This window comes from Streptomyces sp. NPDC056160 (assembly GCF_042268205.1).
In the GTDB taxonomy this organism is placed as follows: domain Bacteria; phylum Actinomycetota; class Actinomycetes; order Streptomycetales; family Streptomycetaceae; genus Streptomyces.
The window spans coordinates 115,607-135,404 of record NZ_JBHJUW010000003.1; the positions used below are offsets into that span (position 1 = coordinate 115,607).

Here is a 19,798-nt window from a genome sequence, read left to right on the forward strand (position 1 = left end):
GTAAGCCTAAGCAAGGGAACTGGGAGGCCGTCATGGCAGAACGTCCGGCGCGCAAGCCGCGAAGGGCCCACACCGCGCGGGTGGTCCGCACCGAACGGCTCACTCCGCACATGCAGCGCGTGGTCCTCGGCGGCGAAGGCCTCGCCGACCTCCCGGTCGGCACGTGCACCGACCACTACGTGAAGCTGCTGTTCCCGGCCGCGGGCGTCACCTACCCCGAACCCTTCGACATGCAGCGGATCCGCGAGGAGTTCCCGCCCGAGCAGTGGCCGGTGACCCGCACCTACACCGTGCGCGCCTGGGACCCCGAGCACCGCGAACTGACGCTGGACTTCGTGGTCCACGGCGACGAGGGCCTGGCCGGCCCGTGGTCGCTGCTGGTACGGCCGGGCGAGACCGTGCGCTTCATGGGCCCCGGCGGCGCCTACGCCCCCGACCCGAGCGCCGACTGGCACCTGCTGGCCGGTGACGAGAGCGCCCTGCCGGCCATCGCCCGGTCCCTGGAGGCGCTGCCCCGGGGCGCCACCGCCCACGCCTTCGTCGAGGTCTCCGGCCCCGAGGAGGAGCAGAAGATCGACTCCGACGTGGAGGTCGTCTGGCTGCACCGCGGCGACCGGCCCGTCGGCGCGGCCCTGGTGGAAGCCGTACGGACCCTGGAGTTCCCCGCGGGCCGGGTGCACGCGTTCGTGCACGGCGAGGCCGGTTTCGTGAAGGAACTGCGGCGGCTGCTGCGGGTGGAGCACGCGATCCCGCGCGAGGACCTGTCCATCTCCGGCTACTGGCGCCTCGGCCACAACGAGGACGGCTGGCAGGCCTCCAAGCGCGAGTGGAACGCCCGGATCGAGGCCGAGCAGGAGGGCGCGGCACCGGCCGCGTGAGACGACGTGCCATGACGTGACCGAGGGGGCGGAACCCGGATGTCCGGGTGCCGCCCCCCTCCCACGTCCGCTCCGCCTGATCGAATCGCCTCACGTCACAGCGGCGGCAGCGGCTCGCACCGGCCGCCGGCAGGACGCTCCCACGGGCCGCGCCGGGACGCTCACACCGACCGCTGGTAGGACCGGAACGTGCGGACGGAGAGCCACACCGCGGCCACCGCCAGCGCCAGCAGCGCCCCGGCCCTGATCCCCACCCCGCTCCAGTCGGGGTCGGCCGAGAGCGCCGAACGCCCCGCCACCATCGCCCAGTCCAGCGGATTGAAGTCGGCGGCGTGCCGGATCCAGGAGGGCATCTGCCCGGGCGCCATGAAGGCGCTGGACAGGAAGGTGAGCGGCAGCAGCAGGAAGGTGTTGATGCCGATGATCGACTCCCGCTCCCGCACCAGCATGCCCAGCGCGTTGGACAGCGCGCCGAAGACAGTGCCCAGCAGCATCGAGGCGACGACCAGGACGGCGATGCCGGCGACGCCGCCGGGGTAGTCGGCGCCGCCCAGCAGCCCGAGCAGCACGATGACGACCGACTGCAGGGCGGTGACGAGGCTGCTGCTGATGACGTTGCCGTTCATCAGGGCGCCCCGGCCGACCGGGGTGGTCAGGAACCGGTCGAGGGTGCCGCGCTGGATCTCCTCCAATGTGCCCATGCCCGCCCACAGGTTGGCACTGAGCGCGCTCATCACGACCACGCCCGGCACCAGGTAGTCCAGGTAGGAGCCGGTGCCGAAGCCACCGAGTCCGACGACCTTCTTGAACAGGCTGCCGAAGACGAACAGCCAGATGACCGGCTGGACAAGCGTGATGACCGCGTACGCCGGCTGGCGGGCGAACACCATGAGGTGGCGCTGGGTCATGTACCAGGTCTGCGGGATCGCCGTGCTCATCGCGCACCTCCCAGGAGCGCGAGGGCGTCCGCCCCGCCGGGCACGGCGGCGGAGCCCGCCTCGGCGTAGCGGCGTCCGGCATGGCGCAGGTAGACGTCGTCGAGGGAGGGGCGGGCCACCGTCGCGGTGGCCACGCTCACCCCGGCCCGTTCGAGAGCGGTCAGCAGCGCGGGCATCGCGGCTCCCCCGTCGTCGGCGCGGGCGCTGATCCCCCGCCCCTCGATCACCACCTCGCGCACGCCCCGCAGCGCGCCGAGGGCACCGGCCAGCAGGGTGCGGCCGGCCTCGCCGACCGGTTCGCGCAGCTCCATGCGGACGGCGTCGCCGCGCAGTTCGCCCTTGAGCGCGTCGGGGGTGCCCTCGACGACGACCCGGCCGCGGTCGACGATGGCGACGCGCTCGGCGAGCCGGTCGGCCTCTTCCAGGTAGTGCGTGGTGAGCAGGATGGTCAGGCCCTCCTCGCCGGCGAGCCGGGCGATCTCGGCCCACATCGCGCTGCGGGCCTCCGGGTCCAGTCCGGTGGTGGGCTCGTCGAGGAAGAGCACTTCGGGCCGGTGCACCAGGCCGAGCGCGACGTCGAGGCGGCGCAGCATGCCGCCCGAGTAGCCCTTGACCGGACGGTCCTTGGCGTCGGCGAGGCTGAAGCGCCCCAGCAGTTCCTCGACCCGCCGGTCGAGGGCCGCGCCGTTCAGGCCGTACAGCCGGCCCTGGAGCCGGAGGTTCTCGCGGCCGGTGGCCACCGGGTCCGCGCCCGAGCCCTGCGCGACGACACCGATGGCGCGGCGCACCCGGTCCGGGTGGCGCAGCACGTCATGGCCGGCGACGGTCGCCGTACCGGAGTCCGGGCGGGCGAGGGTGGTCAGGATCTTGACGGTGGTGGACTTGCCGGCGCCGTTGGGCCCGAGGAGGCCGAAGACGGTGCCCGGTTCGACGGTGACGTCCAGGCCGGCCAGGGCGGTGACGTCGCCGGGATAGGTCTTGACCAGTCGGCGCGCCTCGACGGCGGGCGCACGGGTTGCGCTCATGACGGAACTCTCCTGCTGGATGACTGACGAGTGATCGTCGGCCGGTCCGCTGCAGGGGTGCCGGGCTATCCTGGGTGTGCCGCACCTCGATCGCCCGGAGAAGCCCCCTGGTGGATCCGGCTCGGGGTTGGGGACCCCGGCGGGGCTGCTGCAACAACTCCGCCGGGGTCTTGTTCGCTTCCGTGTCAGGTCGGGTTGCCGGGCGCCTCCCCCGTCAGGAAATCGGGCGGGACCTCGCCCGTCTCGTGGAACCGCCGCCAGGCCTCGACCTCGGGCAGCAGGCCTCCCTCCAGTTCCTCCAGGAAGGCGCGCACCCACGTGGCCTGCGCCTGGAGCATGTGGAGCTGGTACTCGTTCTCCACGAGGAAGAGCCGCGGCAGCGTCTCGTACAGCTTCTCCAGTCCGCCGCGTCCGCTCGCGATCTGCACCTCCAGGGTGCTGAGCCGCTCGCGCAGGAGCCGTACGACGTCGTCGGGGTGGAGGACTCCCATGAGGGACAGGGCCGTCTCGAAGATCGGGAACTCCCTGGCCGGGACGGCCACGAGGTCCGACATCCACTCGGTCATCTCCCGGCGTCCGGCTTCGGTGAGGCCGTAGACGGTGCGCTCGGGCCGGTTGCCCTGCCGCTCGACGTCGGCCACCTCCACGTAGCCGTGCTTCTCCAGGTTCTGCACGACGGTGTAGAGCGAGCCGTAGTTGATCTTGATGCTGGCGTCCTTGCCCTGCCGGCGCAGGGTCTGGGCGATCTCGTAGGGGTGCATCGGGTGCTGCCGGAGGGTCGCCATGACGGCGAGGGCCAACGGGTTGCCGAGCTTGCGGCGCTTCCCGGTCACAGCGATCACCTCGCTTTCGAATATCCGTAACCGAACATATCGCGACCTTCACGGAGCCGTCAACGTCCACGCGATGTATCGTGTTGCGGCACGTACCTCTCTCCCGTCAATCGCCGCGCACCCGCGCGTGCAGGTGCATGTCGTGCCAGCCGTCCGCGTGCAGGCCGGAGCTGCGCTTGGTGCCCTCCAGCGTGAAACCCGTCCGGGCGGCGACGCGGCAGGACGCCTCGTTGCGTACGGCGTGCAGCAGTTCGAGCCGGTGGAAGCCCGTCTCCTCCAGCGCCCAGCGGACGAGGGTGGCGGTGGCCCGCACGGCCACTCCCCGGCCGCGGGCGTCCGGGGCCGTCCAGTACGCCACCTCGGCCGCGCCGTCGGCGAACCGCACCTCGCGCAGCGCGACCCGGCCCACCAGTTGCCCGGTGTCCTCCTCGGCCACCGCCCACTGGGCCTCCCGGTCCGCCGCCCAGGCGTCGCGCCACTGGCCGATCCAGCCCGCCACCTCGGCCTCGGAGCCGGCGGACCGGGCGTGCCACTGGTGCATCACCGGGTCCTGGAACACGGCGTGGACGGCGGGCGCGTCCGCGGGCCGGAAGGGGCGCAGGACGAGGCCGTCGCCGGCGGGAACAGTGGGCTGGGCGGTCCGGGAGAACGTGTCCGCGGGCAGCACGGGAGCGATGAGATCAGGCATGGTCCGCATCCTGCCGGGGCGGGGGCGGTGCACCCAGTGGTTTTCCGTGGCGTACGGCGCCTCGTAGGCTTCGACGGATGAGACGCAGGACCCGCACTCCGCCCGCTCCCCTCCCCCAGCGCCAGGGGGTGGACCCGGTGCGGGTCCGGCTGCCCGCCGACGGGCCGTGGGCGACCGTGGGTGAGCACCTGGTGGAACGGCTGTCGGGGGCGGCGCCCGGGGCGGTCGCCGCGATGTTCGAGGCGGGGCAGGTCGTCGGGGCCGACGGGCGGGCGGTGTCCGCCGACGCGCCGTACGAGCCCGGGATGTGCGTGTGGTTCCACCGGGAGCTGCCCGCGGAGGTGCCGGTGCCCTTCCCGCTGGAGGTGGTCCACCGCGACGCCCACCTCGTCGTCGTGGACAAGCCGCACTTCCTCGCCACCACCCCGCGCGGCACGCACGTCACCGAGACCGCGCTGGCCCGGCTCCGCCGCGAGCTGGGTGTCCCGACGCTCGGCGCCGCACACCGCCTGGACCGGCTCACCGCCGGACTGGTGCTGTTCACGGTGCGGCCCGAGGAACGCGGCGCATACCAGACGCTCTTCCGCGACCGCCGGGTGCGCAAGGTCTACGAGGCCGTCGCGCCGTACGATCCGGCGCTCGCCCTGCCCCGGACCGTGCGCAGCCGGATCGTGAAGGAACGCGGGGTGCTCGCCGCCCACGAGGTGCCGGGCGAGCCGAACGCGGTCACGCGCGTGGAACTGGTCGAGCACCGCGGGGACGGCCTCGCCCGGTACCGGCTGACACCCGCCACCGGGCAGACGCACCAGCTGCGGGTGCACCTGAGCGCGCTGGGCGTGCCGATCCTCGGCGACCCGCTCTACCCGGAGGGGACCGGCCCCGGCCCGGCCGGTGACTTCCGGCGCCCGCTGCAACTGCTGGCGCGGGAGCTGGAGTTCACCGACCCGGTCACGGGGGTGGAGCGCCGGTTCCGCAGCACGCGGATGCTCCAGGCCTGGTCGTCGTACCCGGACTGGGCGGGTCAGTAGCCGCGCCACCACCGCAGGAAGCGCTGCCAGGGCCCGCGCGGGCGGTCCGGCGCGAACTCGGCGTCCGTGGTTGGAGCCGGTGGTGCGGACGGCGCGGACGGGGCGGCGGCCACCGCGGTCCGGAGGGGGGCCGGGGGCACCGGGGGCGCTTCACCTGCCGCGGCCCCCGCCGGGACGGACTCGGGGGGCGGCTCCGGCGGGGTGGACAGTACGGTGCTGATCTCCCAGGCCGTCCGCTGCTGCGGCACCGGCATCGGGGTGTGGCTCGGCTGGGCCATCACGTCCTGCTGCGGGCGCGGGGTGAACCGTACCGGCAGCTCCACCAGGTGCTGCGAGGCGATCGACTCGGTCCAGCTCAGTTCCTCCTCGGGGCAGTCGAGGCGGATGTCGGGCAGCCGCATCAGCAGCTTGTCGACGCCCACGTCGGCGATGGCACGGCCGATGTCCTGTCCGGGACACTCGTGCGGGCCGCCGCTGAAGGCGAGGTGGGAGCGGTTGCCCTGCATGTCGGCGTCCAGGTCGGGCCGCACCCGGGGGTCGACGTTGCCCGGCGCGATGCCGAGCAGCAACCCGTCACCGCGGCGGATGCGCCGGCCGCCCAGCTCGGTGTCCTGCTTGGCGAAGTAGGCGAAGATCGTACTGAAGGGCGGCTCGTCCCACAGGGACTGCTCGACCGCCTCCGGCACCGTCATCTGGCCGCCGTTGAGCTGGGCGCGGAAGCCCGGGTCGGTGAGGACCCGGCGGATGGTGTTGGCCAGCAGGTTCGCGGTCGCCTCGTAGGCGGCGATGAGCACGAGACGCAGGTGCTGGCCGACCTCGTCGTCGTTCAGGCCCGCCGGGTCGGTGATGAGGTGGCTGGTGAAGTCGTCCTCGGGCCGGGCGCGGCGGCGGGCGGCCAGCCGGCGCAGGCAGCCCATGATGTACTCGTTGCTGGCGATGGCGGTGTCGGTGCCCTTGAGCATGTCGCGGGCGCTCTGGACGAGGCGGTCGCCGTACTCCTCGGGCATGCCGAGGACCTCGCACATCACCGCCATCGGCAGGTGCTCGGCGAACTGGTCGACGAGGTCGGCGCGGCCCGTCTCGCAGAACCGGTTGACCAGGCGCTGGGTGGCGCGGCCGATGTGGCGGCGCAGACCGCGGTGGTCGATGGTGGCCATGGCGGCGGTGACCGCGCCGCGCAGCCGCTTGTGCTCGTCGCCCTCGGCGTGCGAGCAGATGGGCTGCCACGCGATGTGCGGCATGAGCGGGTGGTCCGGCTTGACCATGCCCTCCTTGAGCGGCGTCCAGATGCGGCTGTCCCGCGTGAACTGCGACGGCGTACGCACCATGTGCAGGTTCTCGGCGTGGCCGAGGACCACCCACATGGGGACGTCGTCGTGCAGCAGCACGGGGGCCACCGGGCCGTGCTGCTCGCGCAGTTGCTCGTAGAGGTCACCGAGGTCGAGCGCCTCGTGGAGCCGGTGCAGCCCGCCGGCGCCGATGCCGTGCGCGGGGCAGCCGGGGGGCGGGGCGGGGGTGCGGTCGTCCGGACCGGTCAGGGGCTGGGGTTCAGGCGTCACAACGGTCGCTTTCGGAACGGAAAGGACGGAAGGGGAAGGACGGGGGCGGGGGGGAGAAGGACGAGGACGGGCGGGGAAGAACGGGCGGGGAAGGGCGGGGAAGAACGGGCGGGCAAGCGAGGGCGGGCGAGCAGGTGCGGGAGGGGCCGGGCGGCTCAGGTGGGCGAGCCGGTCATGGCCAGGGAGTGCAGGAAGCGCATCAGCGTCATCAGCACGTCCCGGCTGGAGGCCCGGCGCCGCACGTCGCACTCGACCATCGGGATCTCCTCGGCCAGGTCGAGCGCCGTCCGCAGCTCGGCGATCGGGTAACGGGGGGCGTCGGGGAAGGAGTTGATGGCCACCACGAAGGGCACACCGCGCTCCTCCAGCCGCCCCATGACGTCGAAGCTGACCTCCAGGCGGCGGGTGTCGACGAGGACGACCGCGCCGAGCGCCCCCTCGAACAGCCCGTTCCACAGGAACCAGAAGCGTTCCTGGCCCGGGGTGCCGAAGAGGTAGAGCACCAGTTGGTCGGTGATGCTGATGCGGCCGAAGTCCATGGCCACGGTGGTGGCCGTCTTGGACTCGGAGCCGTAGTCGTCGTCGACCCCGATACCGGCCTGGGTCATGGTCTCCTCGGTGGTCAGCGGCCTGATCTCGCTGACCGAGCCGACCATCGTGGTCTTGCCGACCCCGAAACCGCCGACGATGACGATCTTCACCGCGGCCTGGGCCGTGTGCGGCAGGTGGTCCTCGGTCCGCGGGCCGGGGAGGGTGTCAGAGCCGTTGAAGTCCATGCATCACCGCTTCGAGGAGGGAACGGTCGGGGACCGCCTGGCGCACGATCGGGGCGCGCGCCTGTACCAGTTCGGCCGTCAGCAGCTCGGTGATCAGGACCGTCATCGCGCTGAACGGCAGGTTGAGGTAGGCCGACAGCTCGGCCACGGACAGCGGGGCCGTGCACAGCCGCAGCAGTGCCGCCTGCTCGGGGGTGGCGGACGGCGGTGGTTCGGCGCGCGCCACCACGAGGGTGACCAGGTCGAGGGCGGCACGGGCACCGTCCTCACCGGCTCCGGCGACCACGTACAGCCGCTCCGGGTTCTTCTCTTCACCCTGCTTGGCGGGTTTCGGGGGCGGCGGCTCGTGCGCGGGAAAGCGCCTCTGGCGTCGCGGAGACGTCATACGGTCTGCCCACCGTGCCGGGGCGGACTGGTCAGGTGGGCGCCGATGCGCACCACGAGGTCGCGCATGCGGGCGCTCATCATGCCGGGCTCGGTCCGGATGTCGGCGAGCACGGCGAGGTAGGCGTTGGCACCGGCGGACATCAGGTAGAAGTAGCCGCCGCCGATCTCGATGACGACCAGCTTCATCCGGCCGTCGCTGTCGGGGATCTCGACGGCGACGGCGCTCGCCAGGCTCTGCAGGCCCGCGCAGGCCGCCGCGACCCGGTCGGCCGCGTCCGGGTCGCCGCCGTAGCGGGCGATACGCAGACCGTCGGCAGAGAGCACCACGATCATCTCGATGCCCGGTACGCCGTCGTTCAGCTCCTTGAGCATCCAGTCGAAGTTGGCGCGCTGCTGGATCACTTGAGGTCCCCCTCGTCGTCGGCTCCGTCACGGGCCGGCTTCTCGATCAGGTGCAGGAATGCGGTCGGGTCCCGGGTGAACGCGGTCGGGTCCGGGCCGGGGTTGTCCTTCTTCAGGCCGTCCCAGAACGCCTCGACCCACAGGCCCGGTTCGGGTTCCTTCTGGGCGGGCTCGGGGACGGCGGCCCGGGGCGTGCTCCACACGGAGCCGCCCTCCTGCTCGGCGCGCTCGGCGGCGACCTGTTCGGCGATGCGTTGGCTGAGCGGGATCTTGACCCGGCTGCGACGCTGCGGCAGACCGTTCGGGGTCCACTCGGTCACCTCGGGGGCCTCGTCCTCCATCGCAACGGAGGCGGGGATGCGCGGGCTGGTGGGGCGGCGCTTCTTGGGGGCGCGCTTGGGGCCCTCCACCGCGTCCTCGCCGGGCCGGGGGATGGAGGTGGCGCCGATGCCATGGGCGAGCCCCGGTGCGGGGTCGGTGGTCATCATGTCGCCGGGCACGACGAGGACGGCGCGGACCCCGCCGTACGCGGAGGCCCGCAGGGAGACCTGCATCTTGTACGCCGTGCACAGGCGGCCCACGACGGCGAGGCCCAGGCGCGGGCTCTCGCCCAGTTCCTGGAGGTCGACCCCGGCCTTGGCCGCCTCGACCATCTTCTCGATCCGGTCGCGGGACTCCTCGTTGAGGCTGACGCCGCCGTCCTCGATCTCGATGGCGACGCCGGTCTGCACCTCGACGGCGGTGACGTGCACCTTGGTCTGCGGCGGCGAGTAGCGGGTGGCGTTGTCGAGGAGTTCGGCGGCGGCGTGGATGACCGGCTCGACGTCGGTGCCCTTGATGTTGACCTTGGCGATGGAGTGCAACTCGATCCGGCGGTACTCCAGGATCCGGGACATGGCGCCGCGCAGCACGCTGTACAGGGTGACCGGGTTGGGCCACTGGCGGCCGGGCCGGCCGCCGCCGAGGACGGAGATGGAGTCGGCGAGGCGGCCGATCAGCGCGGTGCCGTGGTCGATGCGCAGCAGGTCGTCGAAGACCTCGGGGCTGCGGCCGTGGTCCTCCTCCATCTCCCGTAGTTCCTTGGCCTGTTGGTGCACGATGGCCTGGACGCGGCGGGCGATGCTGACGAAGGAGCGCTGGGTGGAGTCGCGCATCGACTCCTCCTGGTCCACGATCTTGAGGATCATGCGGACCACCGCGCGCTGCGGCTCGGGCAGGCGGCACCACTCCGGGTCCCCGTCGATGAGGTCGCGCATGACCTCGCGCGGGGTGTGGCTGGCGCGCAGGTAGTCGACGGCGGCCGGGAGGATCTCCGAGGCGAGGTAGGCGATCTGCTCGTCGTGGCCGGCGATGCGCTCCTGGAGGTACTCGGTGCGGCGGGCGTGTTCGGCCCGCTGCTCGCGGACGGTACGGCCGCGGCGCACCGCTTCGGCGGCGGTGAGGAGCACGAGAAGGGTGGCGACAGCGCCGCAGCAGCCGACGGCGAGGCGGGCCGGTTCCGTCACCAGGGCGACGGCGGCTCCGGTGACCGCCGCCATCAGTATGACCGGCAGCAGCAGCACGCGCGCGTAGGGAAGTTCGCGGCCGCCAGGAGGCGATTGGACACTCACCATGTAAGCCCTCTGTGACGAATCGGCTGGAGTTCGGGGCAGCTTCCAGTGGGGTATGTCATGGAACTGTCGGAGCTTTGGGATGTTTGGGAACAAGCGCACGAATACACCTCAACCCGGTGCGCTGCGGGCGAGCTTAGTCCGACCGGATCAACGCCGTGTCATATTCCGCAAGCGCCTGAAACGGCGCGGGGAACAGGAGTACCCTCGGCGGTTTTGCACGCGCCGAATTCATTCGAACACCTAGTGTGACGGTATACAGATAGGCGTACAGGCATACGAAATCCCTCACCGGGACGGGTGAGGAAAACGTCAGGGGGCGTGACGGTGCGCGGATCGACCGCACACCGTCACGCCCCCTGCCCCGAACGGGTGAACATCACCCGACCGACGAGTAGGCGACCACTCCCCTCAGCAGCCCTTCGACCGCCTTGCGGGCGTTCTTCGCCACGGTGGAGTTCTCCGGCGGAGCCGCCGCCGAGATCTGCCCCAGGACGTCGATGACCTGCTTGCACCAGCGCACGAAGTCCCCGGCCGGCATCTCCGCCTCGCGCAGCACCTCGTCGAGCCCCTTGCCCGAGGCCCACATGTACGCGGCCCAGGCGAAGCCGAGGTCGGGCTCGCGCTGGCCGACCCCCTCGGTCTGGCTGATGCGGAAGTCCTCCTCCAGGGCGTCGAGGCGGCCCCAGATGCGCACCATCTCGCCGAGCGCGGCCTTCGCCTTGCCGGAGGGCAGCTTGGGCGCCATGGCGTCGTCGCTGACCCGGGCCTCGTAGACCAGCGCGGAGACGCAGGCGGCCAGTTCGGCCGGACCCAGGCCCTCCCACACGCGCTCGCGCAGGCACTCGCTGGCGAGCAGGTCGAGTTCGCCGTACAGCCGGGCCAGCCGCTTGCCGTGCTCGGTCACCTCGTCACCGCGCAGGTAGTCCAGCTCGGTGAGGAGGGCGACGATCCGGTCGAAGGTGCGCGCGATCGTGTTCGTACGGCCCTCGATGCGGTGCTCCAGCTGTTTGGTGTCGCGCACCAGCCGGTGGTAGCGCTCGGCCCAGCGGGCATGGTCCTCACGGTCGTTGCAGCCGTGGCAGGGGTGGGCGCGCAGCGCGGTGCGCAGCCGCGCGATCTCCCGGTCGTCGGCCGCCTGCGAGCGCCGCTTGCGGTGCCGGTCGGGCGGGATGTGCCCGGCCTTGGTGCGCAGCGCGGAGGCCAGGTCGCGGCGGGACTGCGGGGAGCGGGGGTTGAAGGACTTCGGGATCCGCATCCGCTCCAGCGGCTCGACGGGCACCGGGAAGTCGATGGCCCCCAGCCGCTTGACCTGCCGCTCGGCGGTCAGGACGAGCGGGCGCGGCCCGTCCTGGTACTCGAAGCCGCGGTGGCCGCCCGCCCGGCCGGCCGGCAGGCCCGGGTCGAGGACCAGCGCCAGGCCCGCGAACTTGCCGGTGGGCACGTGGATGACGTCGCCGGGCTTGAGCTTCTCCAGTGCGACGGCGGCCTCGGCCCGCCGCTGGACGGCGCCCTGCCGGGCCAGCTCGTTCTCCCGGTCCTTCAGTTCGCGGCGCAGCCGCGCGTACTCCGCGAAGTCACCGAGGTGGCAGGTCATCGACTCCTTGTAGCCCGACAGCCCCTCCTCGTTGCGCTGCACCTGCCGGGAGATGCCGACGACCGACTTGTCGGCCTGGAACTGCGCGAAGGAGGTCTCCAGCAGCTCCCGGGAGCGGTGCCGGCCGAACTGCTCGACCAGGTTGACCGCCATGTTGTACGACGGCTTGAAGCTGGAGCGCAGCGGGTAGGTCCGGGTGCCCGCCAGGCCCGCCAGGTGCTCGGGGTTCATGGCGCGCTGCCACAGCACCACCGCGTGGCCCTCGACGTCGATGCCGCGCCGGCCCGCCCGGCCGGTCAGCTGGGTGTACTCGCCGGGGGTGATGTCGGCGTGCTGCTCGCCGTTCCACTTGACGAGCTTCTCCAGGACCACCGAGCGGGCGGGCATGTTGATGCCGAGGGCGAGGGTCTCGGTGGCGAAGACCGCCTTGACCAGGCCGCGCACGAACAGTTCCTCGACGACCTCCTTGAAGGTCGGGAGCATGCCGGCGTGGTGGGCGGCGATGCCGCGCTCCAGGCCCTCCAGCCACTCGTAGTAGCCGAGGACGTGCAGGTCCTCGCGCGGGATGGCGGCGGTGCGCTCCTCGACGAGGGCGCGGACCTGTCCCCGCGCCTCCTCGTCGTTGAGCCTGAGGCCCGCGTACAGGCACTGCTGGACCGCCGCCTCGCAGGCGGCGCGGCTGAAGATGAAGGTGATGGCGGGCAGCAGGCCCTCGGCGTCCAGCCGCTCGATGACCTCGGGGCGGCTCGGCGTCCAGATCCGGGAGCGCTGGCGGCGCTCGCGCTCCCGGTCGGCCTCGCGCATGTTCCGGCCGCGCCTGCGGTCCTGGTACGACGGGCGGCTGGCCTCCATGCGGGCCATGCGCGTCAGGTCGGGGTTGACGGCCTTCTTGTGGCCCTCACCCTCCTCGAACAGGTCGTACATCCGGCGGCCGGCCAGCACGTGCTGGAACAGCGGGACGGGCCGGTGCTCGGAGACGATCACCTCGGTGTCGCCGCGCACGGTGTCCAGCCAGTCGCCGAACTCCTCGGCGTTGGACACGGTCGCCGACAGTGACACCAGCGTCACCGACTCCGGCAGGTGGATGATCACTTCCTCCCAGACGGCGCCGCGGAAGCGGTCGGAGAGGTAGTGCACCTCGTCCATGACCACGTAGCCGAGGCCGCGCAGCGTCTGCGAGCCGGCGTACAGCATGTTCCGCAGCACCTCCGTGGTCATCACGACCACCGGGGCGTCGGAGTTGACGCTGTTGTCGCCGGTGAGGAGACCGACCTTGCCGCTGCCGTAACGGCGGCACAGGTCGGAGTACTTCTGGTTGGACAGCGCCTTGATGGGTGTCGTGTAGAAGCACTTCTTGCCCTGCTGGAGGGCGAGGTGGACGGCGAACTCGCCCACGATCGTCTTGCCGGAGCCGGTGGGCGCGGCGACCAGCACGCCCTTGCCCGCCTCAAGGGCCCGGCAGGCCTCGATCTGGAACGGGTCGAGGCCGAAGTCGTACATCTCGCGGAAACCCGCGAGCGCGGTGGCCTGCTCGGCAGCTCGCCTGCGCGCTGCCGCGTACCGCTCGGCCGGTGAGAGGTCCTGAGTCATCGTGCTTTCGAGCGTACCGGGCCGCACTGACAACAGGACGATCATTATCCCGATCGGGCCGGGAGCCGGCCGCCGTCACGGCACCCACGGGCCCCGGACAGACAGAAGCCGGCCGCTCGCGGGGCGAGCGGCCGGCCCGGTGCGCGGGGCGGCTCAGGTCACGTCGTCGTAGCCGTTGACCCGTTCCGTGCCGGACTGCTCCGGCAGGGCCCGGTTGGCGGAGACCGGCTCCACGTCGCCGATGTCCTCGGGGGTGAGGTCGAGGTCGGAGGCCTCGTCGTCGGACAGGCCCGTCCCGGCGCGGCGGAGTTTGCGGCGGTCGTTGAGCAGGGAGAACGCCACGGCGATGAAGAACAGACCCCAGATCGGCGCCGCCAGGGACAGCATCGTGCCGGGGTCGGGGCTGGGCGTGGCCACGGCGGCGAAGGCGGCGATGCCGACGATCATGCCGCGCCACCAGCCGAGCATGCGCCGGCCGGACAGGACACCGGTGAGGTTGAGCATGATCAGCAGCAGCGGCATCTCGAAGGCGAGGCCGAAGACGACGACCATGCGGATGCTCAGGTCGAGCAGGTCGTCCAGGGGCAGCAGGTTCTCCGCCTGGCTGGGCGTCAGGTCGATCAGGAACTTCGCCGTCGTCGGCAGCACGTTGTAGGCGAGGTAGCCGCCGGCCAGGAAGAGCGGGAAGCCGAACGCCACGAAGGCGTAGGCGTACTTCTTCTCGTGCCGGTGCAGGCCCGGCGCGACGAAGGCCCACAGCTGGTAGAGCCAGACCGGCGCCGCCAGCACGATGCCCGTCGTCAGCGCGACCTTCAGGGCCAGGGTGAAGGGCGCCAGCAGACCGCTGACCGTGAGGTGGGCGCAGTGGTTGTCCTTGGCCTTCGCCAGTTGCCCGAAGGTCTGCGGGCACCCGATGGAGTCCAGCACCGGCTTCGTGATGAAGTTGGTGATGTCCTTGTAGTAGAAGGCCGCCACCACCGTCACGACGAGAATCGCCGCGACACCCTTCGCGAGCCGGTTGCGCAGCTCACGCAAGTGGTCCGCGAGCGGCATGCGCCCCTCGGGATCCCTCTCCTTCTTCTGGGCCGGCTTGAGCAACCCACATCCTCATCTCGTGCAGTGGACCGGAGAGGTCCCGGTCCTCGCGTCAGCGCTGGGGAGTCGTGTCCGTCGGCTCGGCGACCGGGCGGGAGCTCGTCACGTCACCGGGGGAGGCCTGGATCGTGCGCTGCGCCTGCGGGGTCTGCTCCTCCTCGGCCGGCTGGGCGGAGGTCGAGGACGTCTTGCCGTCGCCCTTCATCGCCTTGGCCTCGCTCTTGAGGATGCGCGCGGACTTGCCGAGCGAGCGCGCCATGTCCGGCAGCTTCTTCGAGCCGAACACGAGGACGATCACGAGAATCAACAGCACCAGGTGCCACGGCTCGAGTGCGTTGCGGAACATCTGTCTTCACCTTCTCACTGAGGCGGGGCGGCGGGTCCTGACCGACCGGACGGACAGGGGTCTGACCATCGTGCTGACAGCGATCGTATCGCCCGGGGATGAACGCGAGACCATCCCCACGTGTACTCGTGCCGTGCGGACCGCGCCTCGATCACCGGGCCGCGCCTAGAGCGTACCCAGCCACAAGAGCGTGGGTACAGGCCGCGGCACTCCACCGGACCTGACGTTTCGAACTTCACAGAAGTTCCCGGGCCGCTCCGGCCCGGCCGGGACCGGCTCAGGGGCGGGCTCAACGGGGGTCGGCGGCCCGCGCCGCGCTCACGGCGGCCCGCTCCAGATCCTCGGCGGCCCTGTTGATGCGCCGCGCCGAGTCCGACACCTGCCTGCCGAGGCGTTGCGCCTCCAGGAAGACCCGGACCGCCAGCACGCCGAGGACGGCAAGTCCCAGAAACCCCGCAGCTACCGCGAACATCGGCCACACCATGCCCCTGAGCCTAGACGGTCCGGGAAGGCGATCCGTCCAGGCCGTCGGCCTCAGGGCGGGCGTCGCGGCTGCGAAGGGCCCCGGCGGGTCCCCGACCTGCCCGTGCCCGCCCGTTCCGTCAGGTCAGGCACCGGGCTGTCCGTACGCCGGCGGCGCCCCGCGGATGTCCTCACCTGCGGGGCAGGTGTCCCCTGCTGGCCGGCCGATCCGGGTCCTGCCGGTCCGGGTCCGGCCGACCGGGGTCTTGCCGGTCCGGGTCCGGCCGACCGAGTCCTGCCGGTCCGGGTCCTGCCGGTCCGGGTCCGGCGATCCGTTCGGCGGCCCGCGTCCCCCCTGCTCTCTTCCCGGCGGCGAACACCCGGCGAGGGAGGCCCGGGCTCCCGTGTGCCGACACCGGCCGCGTCCCCACCGCCCTCCCGGGTCCCCCGGGCCGCGCCCCACCTCAGTGGACGCGGACGTCAGCCCGCTCGCCGGGCCGCCCCGCGATCCGGCCTCAGACGGCGCCGTGCAGCCGCAGCGCCCTGACCCCGCCGCTGGTGAGCAGTTCGACGATGCGCTCCCCCGCGGGCTTGCGGGCCGAGACGCCGCACGCGGGGCAGGTGAAGGAGTAGAAGGTGGTACGGCTGCTGGCGCCGACCACCAGACGCAGCGCGCTCGCGTCGAGTTCGAAGCAGGCCCGGCAGTCGGGACAGCCCGCGCGGAACACCGCGGGCGTCACGTTGCGCATCCCGGCGAAGGCCGCCGCCACCGACATGCCCCCGCCTCCGGAAGTCGTCGTCTCGCTCACAGCGCCCGCTCCTGCCTGTCGTGGGGCCGGGCGGGCTCCGGCGAGCCGCCGTGCGCGGTGTGGCCGGCCGGGGCGCGCCCGGCCGCCGCGACCGCCCCGCCGGTCCGCGGTTCCCGGCCGGTCTCCTCCACGACGCCGTCGTACGCCGCGAGGGCGTCGCGCGCCGCCCGGCGGGCGCTGTCGGCCAGCGCGACCGGGGCGACGATCCGGCCGTCCCGGCCCAGGCGCAGCGCCAGGCGTCTGAGCGAGGCCGGGTCGGGGGTGCGCAGCGTGATACGCAGCCCGCCCTCGGGTAGTTCCTCGGCGCTGTCGTGCGGGTAGTACTCGGCGACCCAGCGCCCGCCCGGGCCGACCTCGACGACGACCTCGGGGTCCTCCGCGGCGGGCTGCACCAGCGCCTCGGACAGGTCGCGCAGCTCTATCTCCGGAGGTGCGGACGGCTCGTCGAGGATCTTGATCTCGGCGACCCGGTCGAGCCGGAAGGTGCGGCGCGCCTCGGAGCGGCGGCACCAGGCCTCCACGTACGTGTGTCCGACGCTGACCAGGCGGATGGGGTCGATCTCGCGCTCGGTGACCTCGTCGCGCGCGGGCGAGTAGTAGCGGATCCACAGGCGGCGCCGCTCGGAGATGGCCCGGTCGACGTCGGCGAAGACGCCGCCCTCGGACTCGAAGGTCACCGAGAGGCGCGAGCTGGCGCCCGCCACCTCACCGGCCGCGGTCTCCACCTTGGCGGTCGCCCGCAACAGCGCCTGGCGGTCGCTCTCGCGCAGCCCCGGCAGGGTGGCCACCGCGCGGGCCGCGACGAGCAGCGCGGTCGCCTCGTCGGCGGCCAGCCGCAGCGGCTCGGCGGCGTCCGCGCCGAGCGCGGCCGGGTTGTGCCACCAGATGCGCTCGCCGTCGGTGTCGATGTCGAGCAGATCACCGCCGCGGAAGCTGGTGCCGCACATGGGCAGCACGTCGAGGTCGGAGACCAGCTCGTCCTCGCTGATGCCGAAGGCGCGCGCCACGTCCTCGATCCGGGCGCCCGGGCGCTCCCTCAGGTAGGTCACCAGGGAGAGCATCCGGCGGGTCTGGTCGATGGCGTTCGCGGGCCTGACCGGTTTGCCTGCCACTGTGTCGCTCGCTCCCCCTCAGCCCTTGGCCACGGCACGCAGCCGGTCCACCACGTCGGCCCGCAGCTCGGCGGGTTCCAGGACCACCACGTCCGGTCCGAACTCCACCAGCCAGGCGTCCAGTCCGTGCCCGTACGGGATGTCCAACTCGTCCCAGCCGTCGCCGAGTTCCCGGACGGCGGTCGCCTTCGCCCGAAGGGGGTACCCGGCCCCCGAGCGCAGCCGGATCCGCGCCGAGCGGTCGGCGATCTCGCCCGCCCAGCCCGCGACGGTCTCCCGCACGGTGACGACGTCCGGTACGGGAGCGGTGAACCGGGCTCCGCGCGAGCGCACCTTGCCGGTGATCCGCGACAGCCGGAACACCCGCTCGGCGCCGCGGTCGCGGTCGAAGCCGGCCAGGTACCAGTGGCCGCGCCAGCACTCCAGCGCCCACGGCTCCACGTGCCGGGGTTCGGGGCGGGCGGCGCTGGCCTTGCGGTAGTCGAAGAGGACCGGGCGGCGGTCGCGGCACGCCAGCATCAGCGGCTCGAACGCGGCCTCGTGCACCGGGATGCGCGGCTCCAGGGCGCTGTGCGCCTCGTACGGATCGACGTCCTCGGGCAGCCCGGCGGCGCGCAGCTTCTGCAGGGCGCCGCTGGCGGCCCCGGCGAGCCGGGCCTGCTGCCAGACCTTGGCCGCCAGCCCCAGGGCGGCGGCCTCCTCGGCGTCCAGGGTGATGGGCGGCAGCCGGTTGCTGTCCCGGCGGGCCAGGTAGCCGACCTCGCCGTCCAGACTCTCCACGGTCTCGATGACGAGCCCCAGCTCGCGCAGGTCGTCCTTGTCCCGCTCGAACATGCGGTTGAAGGAGTCGTCGGATCCCGACGCACCCCTGTCCGGTCCGGGGGCCGTGCCCCTGCCCGGTCCGAAGGCCTCGACGTAGGCCTCGATGGACTCGCGCAGCTCGCGCTTGCTGAGCGGCCGCCGGGTCCCGAGCAGGCACAGCGCGAGGTTCATCAGCCGCTCGGCCTTGGCAATGGCCATCGACGCCCGTCACCTTCCTCATGGTGCTACTGCCGATGACCGTACCGCCCCGCGGCGCGGTGGCAAAAGCCGAGGGCCCATGCCCGGCCGGACATGGGCCCCGGGGAAATCGCATCCCGCGGGGATCGACCGGCTCCCCGGACGGATCCGCGCGGCGGCGATCAGACCCCGAGCAGGTCGACGACGAAGATCAGCGTCTCACCGGGCTGGATCGCCGGGGTCGGGCTCTGGTTGCCGTAGGCCAGGTGGGCCGGGATGGTCAGCTGGCGCCGGCCGCCGACCTTCATGCCCTGCACGCCCAGGTCCCAGCCCTGGATGACGCGGCCGCCGCCCAGCGGGAAGCGGAAGGGGGTGCCCCGGTTCCAGCTGGCGTCGAACTCCTCGCCGGTGCTGAAGGCGACACCCACGTAGTGGACGGTGACGGTCTGGCCCGCCTGCGCCACCTCGCCGTCGCCCTCCCAGATGTCCTTGATCTCCAGGTCCGCCGGGGGCTCGCCGCCCGGGAAGTCGATCTCGGGCTTGTCGATGCTCACGTCTCTAGCTCCTGCTTGTCTGCGAAAAGGCAACATCCACAGTCTTACATCCCCGGCCGCTCACATCGCGGCCAGGATGTCCACGGAGAACACCAGCGTGGAGTCCTTCTGGATGCCGCTGTCCGGCGGCGGGTTGTCGCCGTATCCCAGGGACGGCGGGATGACGATCAGGACGCGGCTGCCGACCTTCTTGCCGGTCAGGCCCTGCGCCCACCCCTTGACGACCTGCTGGAGCGAGAACGACGTCAGCTGGTTCCTCTTGTACGTCGAGTCGAACTCCTTGCCGCCGTCCCACAGCACGCCCTTGTACTGCACGAGCACGGTGCTCTCCGCCTTGACCACCGGACCGTCGCCCTCGATGACGTAGTCCGCCACCAGGTTCTTCGGCGCCGGCTTCTTGGGCACGTCGAGGGAGGGGGCCGCGCCGTCGGTATTGGTGCCGACCTTGGGCAGGTTCGCGTCGTTCTGCGGGACCGTCCTGCCCTTGGCCGAGCTCTTGGAGTTGAACGCGTTCTGCACGTCGACGACGAACACCAGCGTGTCGGTGCCCTTGATGCCCGCCTGGGCGTTGCCCTGCTTGCCGTAGCCCCAGGTCGGCGGGACCGAGAACTGCACCCGGCTGCCGACCTTCTTACCGGCCAGCGCGTAACGCCAGCCGTCGATGATCGTGCCCTGCGCGAGCTGGATGAGCAGGGGCGTCTTGCGGTCGTAGGAGTTGTCGAAGACCTTCGCCGTGTCCCAGATCTGGCCCAGGTAGTGCGCCTGGACGTAGTCGTTCTCCGCCACCGTACGGCCGCCGCCCGCGATCACCGTCTTGACCGCGACGTCCTTGGACGGGGAGCCGCTGCCCTTGGCGACGGTCGGCTTCTCGCCCGGCTTCGTGCCCGCCGTGATCGCCGGGAGCGGCCCGGAGACGATCTTCGGCGGCGGGGCGGCGGACGTCGCCGGGGCCGTGGGCGAGGGCGACTGCGAGACGGTGTCACCGGCACTGCCCGAGCCGGACTTGTCGTTGCCGCAGGCGGCCAGGGTGACCAGTCCCGCGGGGGCGGAAAGAAGCAGAGAGCGTCGGCGCACGGTGGGCCTCGTAATCGGTCGATCTTGTGGATGGCG

20 protein-coding genes are annotated in these 19,798 nt (G+C 72.2%); 2 read left to right on the forward strand and 18 right to left on the reverse strand.

The genetic code is table 11. The features are described 5' to 3' along the window. Nucleotides 1-32 precede the first annotated feature (32 nt). Nucleotides 33-878, forward strand: a complete 846-nt coding sequence (locus ACFC02_RS02105; protein ID WP_376350845.1) for a siderophore-interacting protein — start codon at nucleotides 33-35, stop codon at nucleotides 876-878. Nucleotides 879-1,039: 161 nt separating this feature from the next. Here the strand turns inward: ACFC02_RS02105 and ACFC02_RS02110 are convergent, their stop codons facing one another. The 4 genes from ACFC02_RS02110 to ACFC02_RS02125 form a co-directional block, all read right to left on the reverse strand. Continuing rightward, entirely contained in the window at nucleotides 1,040-1,816 is a 777-nt protein-coding gene (locus ACFC02_RS02110; protein WP_376350848.1) for an ABC transporter permease, read from the reverse strand. Then, nucleotides 1,813-2,841, reverse strand: a complete 1,029-nt coding sequence (locus tag ACFC02_RS02115; RefSeq protein ID WP_376350850.1) for an ATP-binding cassette domain-containing protein — start codon at nucleotides 2,839-2,841, stop codon at nucleotides 1,813-1,815. Before ACFC02_RS02115 ends, ACFC02_RS02110 begins: the two co-directional genes overlap by 4 nt. A gap of 185 nt (nucleotides 2,842-3,026) precedes the next feature. Further along, on the reverse strand, nucleotides 3,027-3,674 hold the full coding sequence (locus tag ACFC02_RS02120; RefSeq protein ID WP_376350853.1) for a PadR family transcriptional regulator: 648 nt from the start codon (nucleotides 3,672-3,674) through the stop codon (nucleotides 3,027-3,029). 106 nt (nucleotides 3,675-3,780) lie between these two features. After that, entirely contained in the window at nucleotides 3,781-4,362 is a 582-nt protein-coding gene (locus ACFC02_RS02125) for a GNAT family N-acetyltransferase (RefSeq protein ID WP_376350856.1), read from the reverse strand. A 77-nt stretch (nucleotides 4,363-4,439) separates the two neighbouring features. Here ACFC02_RS02125 and ACFC02_RS02130 point away from each other — a divergent pair, with 77 nt between their 5' ends. Further along, the gene (locus tag ACFC02_RS02130; protein WP_376350859.1) at nucleotides 4,440-5,390 is read left to right on the forward strand and encodes an RluA family pseudouridine synthase; all 951 of its coding nucleotides are present in this window, start codon (nucleotides 4,440-4,442) and stop codon (nucleotides 5,388-5,390) included. Here ACFC02_RS02130 and ACFC02_RS02135 read toward each other — a convergent pair. The 14 genes from ACFC02_RS02135 to ACFC02_RS02200 all read right to left on the reverse strand — a co-directional run bounded on the left by ACFC02_RS02135 (nucleotide 5,384) and on the right by ACFC02_RS02200 (nucleotide 19,762). After that, nucleotides 5,384-6,949 (reverse strand): cytochrome P450, encoded by a 1,566-nt coding sequence (locus ACFC02_RS02135; protein ID WP_376350862.1) that lies wholly within the window; start codon nucleotides 6,947-6,949, stop codon nucleotides 5,384-5,386. The two genes, ACFC02_RS02130 and ACFC02_RS02135, sit on opposite strands and share 7 nt — an antisense overlap. A gap of 155 nt (nucleotides 6,950-7,104) precedes the next feature. After that, on the reverse strand, nucleotides 7,105-7,725 hold the full coding sequence (locus tag ACFC02_RS02140; RefSeq protein ID WP_360965619.1) for an ATP/GTP-binding protein: 621 nt from the start codon (nucleotides 7,723-7,725) through the stop codon (nucleotides 7,105-7,107). Beyond that, nucleotides 7,706-8,110, reverse strand: a complete 405-nt coding sequence (locus ACFC02_RS02145; RefSeq protein WP_376350864.1) for a DUF742 domain-containing protein — start codon at nucleotides 8,108-8,110, stop codon at nucleotides 7,706-7,708. Before ACFC02_RS02145 ends, ACFC02_RS02140 begins: the two co-directional genes overlap by 20 nt. Further along, nucleotides 8,107-8,514, reverse strand: coding sequence for a roadblock/LC7 domain-containing protein (locus ACFC02_RS02150; RefSeq protein ID WP_376350867.1), 408 nt, complete (start codon nucleotides 8,512-8,514; stop codon nucleotides 8,107-8,109). The genes ACFC02_RS02145 and ACFC02_RS02150 overlap by 4 nt, the downstream gene beginning before the upstream one ends. Further along, nucleotides 8,511-10,127: a sensor histidine kinase gene (locus ACFC02_RS02155; protein ID WP_376350870.1), complete on the reverse strand. Its 1,617-nt coding sequence runs from the start codon at nucleotides 10,125-10,127 to the stop codon at nucleotides 8,511-8,513. Before ACFC02_RS02155 ends, ACFC02_RS02150 begins: the two co-directional genes overlap by 4 nt. 376 nt (nucleotides 10,128-10,503) lie before the next feature. Then, nucleotides 10,504-13,356, reverse strand: a complete 2,853-nt coding sequence (locus tag ACFC02_RS02160) for a DEAD/DEAH box helicase (RefSeq protein WP_376350873.1) — start codon at nucleotides 13,354-13,356, stop codon at nucleotides 10,504-10,506. A 108-nt stretch (nucleotides 13,357-13,464) separates the two neighbouring features. Next, entirely contained in the window at nucleotides 13,465-14,409 is a 945-nt protein-coding gene (tatC, locus tag ACFC02_RS02165) for a twin-arginine translocase subunit TatC (protein WP_376350876.1), read from the reverse strand. Between the two features lie 49 nt (nucleotides 14,410-14,458). Continuing rightward, entirely contained in the window at nucleotides 14,459-14,752 is a 294-nt protein-coding gene (tatA, locus tag ACFC02_RS02170) for a Sec-independent protein translocase subunit TatA (RefSeq protein WP_376350879.1), read from the reverse strand. A 289-nt stretch (nucleotides 14,753-15,041) separates the two neighbouring features. Further along, nucleotides 15,042-15,236 carry a hypothetical protein gene (locus ACFC02_RS02175; protein WP_360965639.1) on the reverse strand — a complete coding sequence of 65 codons (195 nt, stop codon included), beginning with the start codon at nucleotides 15,234-15,236 and terminating at the stop codon, nucleotides 15,042-15,044. Between the two features lie 493 nt (nucleotides 15,237-15,729). Beyond that, nucleotides 15,730-16,023 (reverse strand): hypothetical protein, encoded by a 294-nt coding sequence (locus ACFC02_RS02180; protein ID WP_376350882.1) that lies wholly within the window; start codon nucleotides 16,021-16,023, stop codon nucleotides 15,730-15,732. Further along, nucleotides 16,020-17,135 carry a helix-turn-helix transcriptional regulator gene (locus tag ACFC02_RS02185; RefSeq protein ID WP_376350885.1) on the reverse strand — a complete coding sequence of 372 codons (1,116 nt, stop codon included), beginning with the start codon at nucleotides 17,133-17,135 and terminating at the stop codon, nucleotides 16,020-16,022. The genes ACFC02_RS02180 and ACFC02_RS02185 overlap by 4 nt, the downstream gene beginning before the upstream one ends. An 18-nt stretch (nucleotides 17,136-17,153) precedes the next feature. Continuing rightward, nucleotides 17,154-18,155: a WYL domain-containing protein gene (locus tag ACFC02_RS02190; protein WP_360965648.1), complete on the reverse strand. Its 1,002-nt coding sequence runs from the start codon at nucleotides 18,153-18,155 to the stop codon at nucleotides 17,154-17,156. A 161-nt stretch (nucleotides 18,156-18,316) separates the two neighbouring features. Continuing rightward, on the reverse strand, nucleotides 18,317-18,688 hold the full coding sequence (locus tag ACFC02_RS02195; protein WP_360965651.1) for an FKBP-type peptidyl-prolyl cis-trans isomerase: 372 nt from the start codon (nucleotides 18,686-18,688) through the stop codon (nucleotides 18,317-18,319). Between the two features lie 60 nt (nucleotides 18,689-18,748). Next, entirely contained in the window at nucleotides 18,749-19,762 is a 1,014-nt protein-coding gene (locus tag ACFC02_RS02200; protein WP_376350888.1) for an FKBP-type peptidyl-prolyl cis-trans isomerase, read from the reverse strand. Between the last annotated feature and the right edge of the window lie 36 nt (nucleotides 19,763-19,798).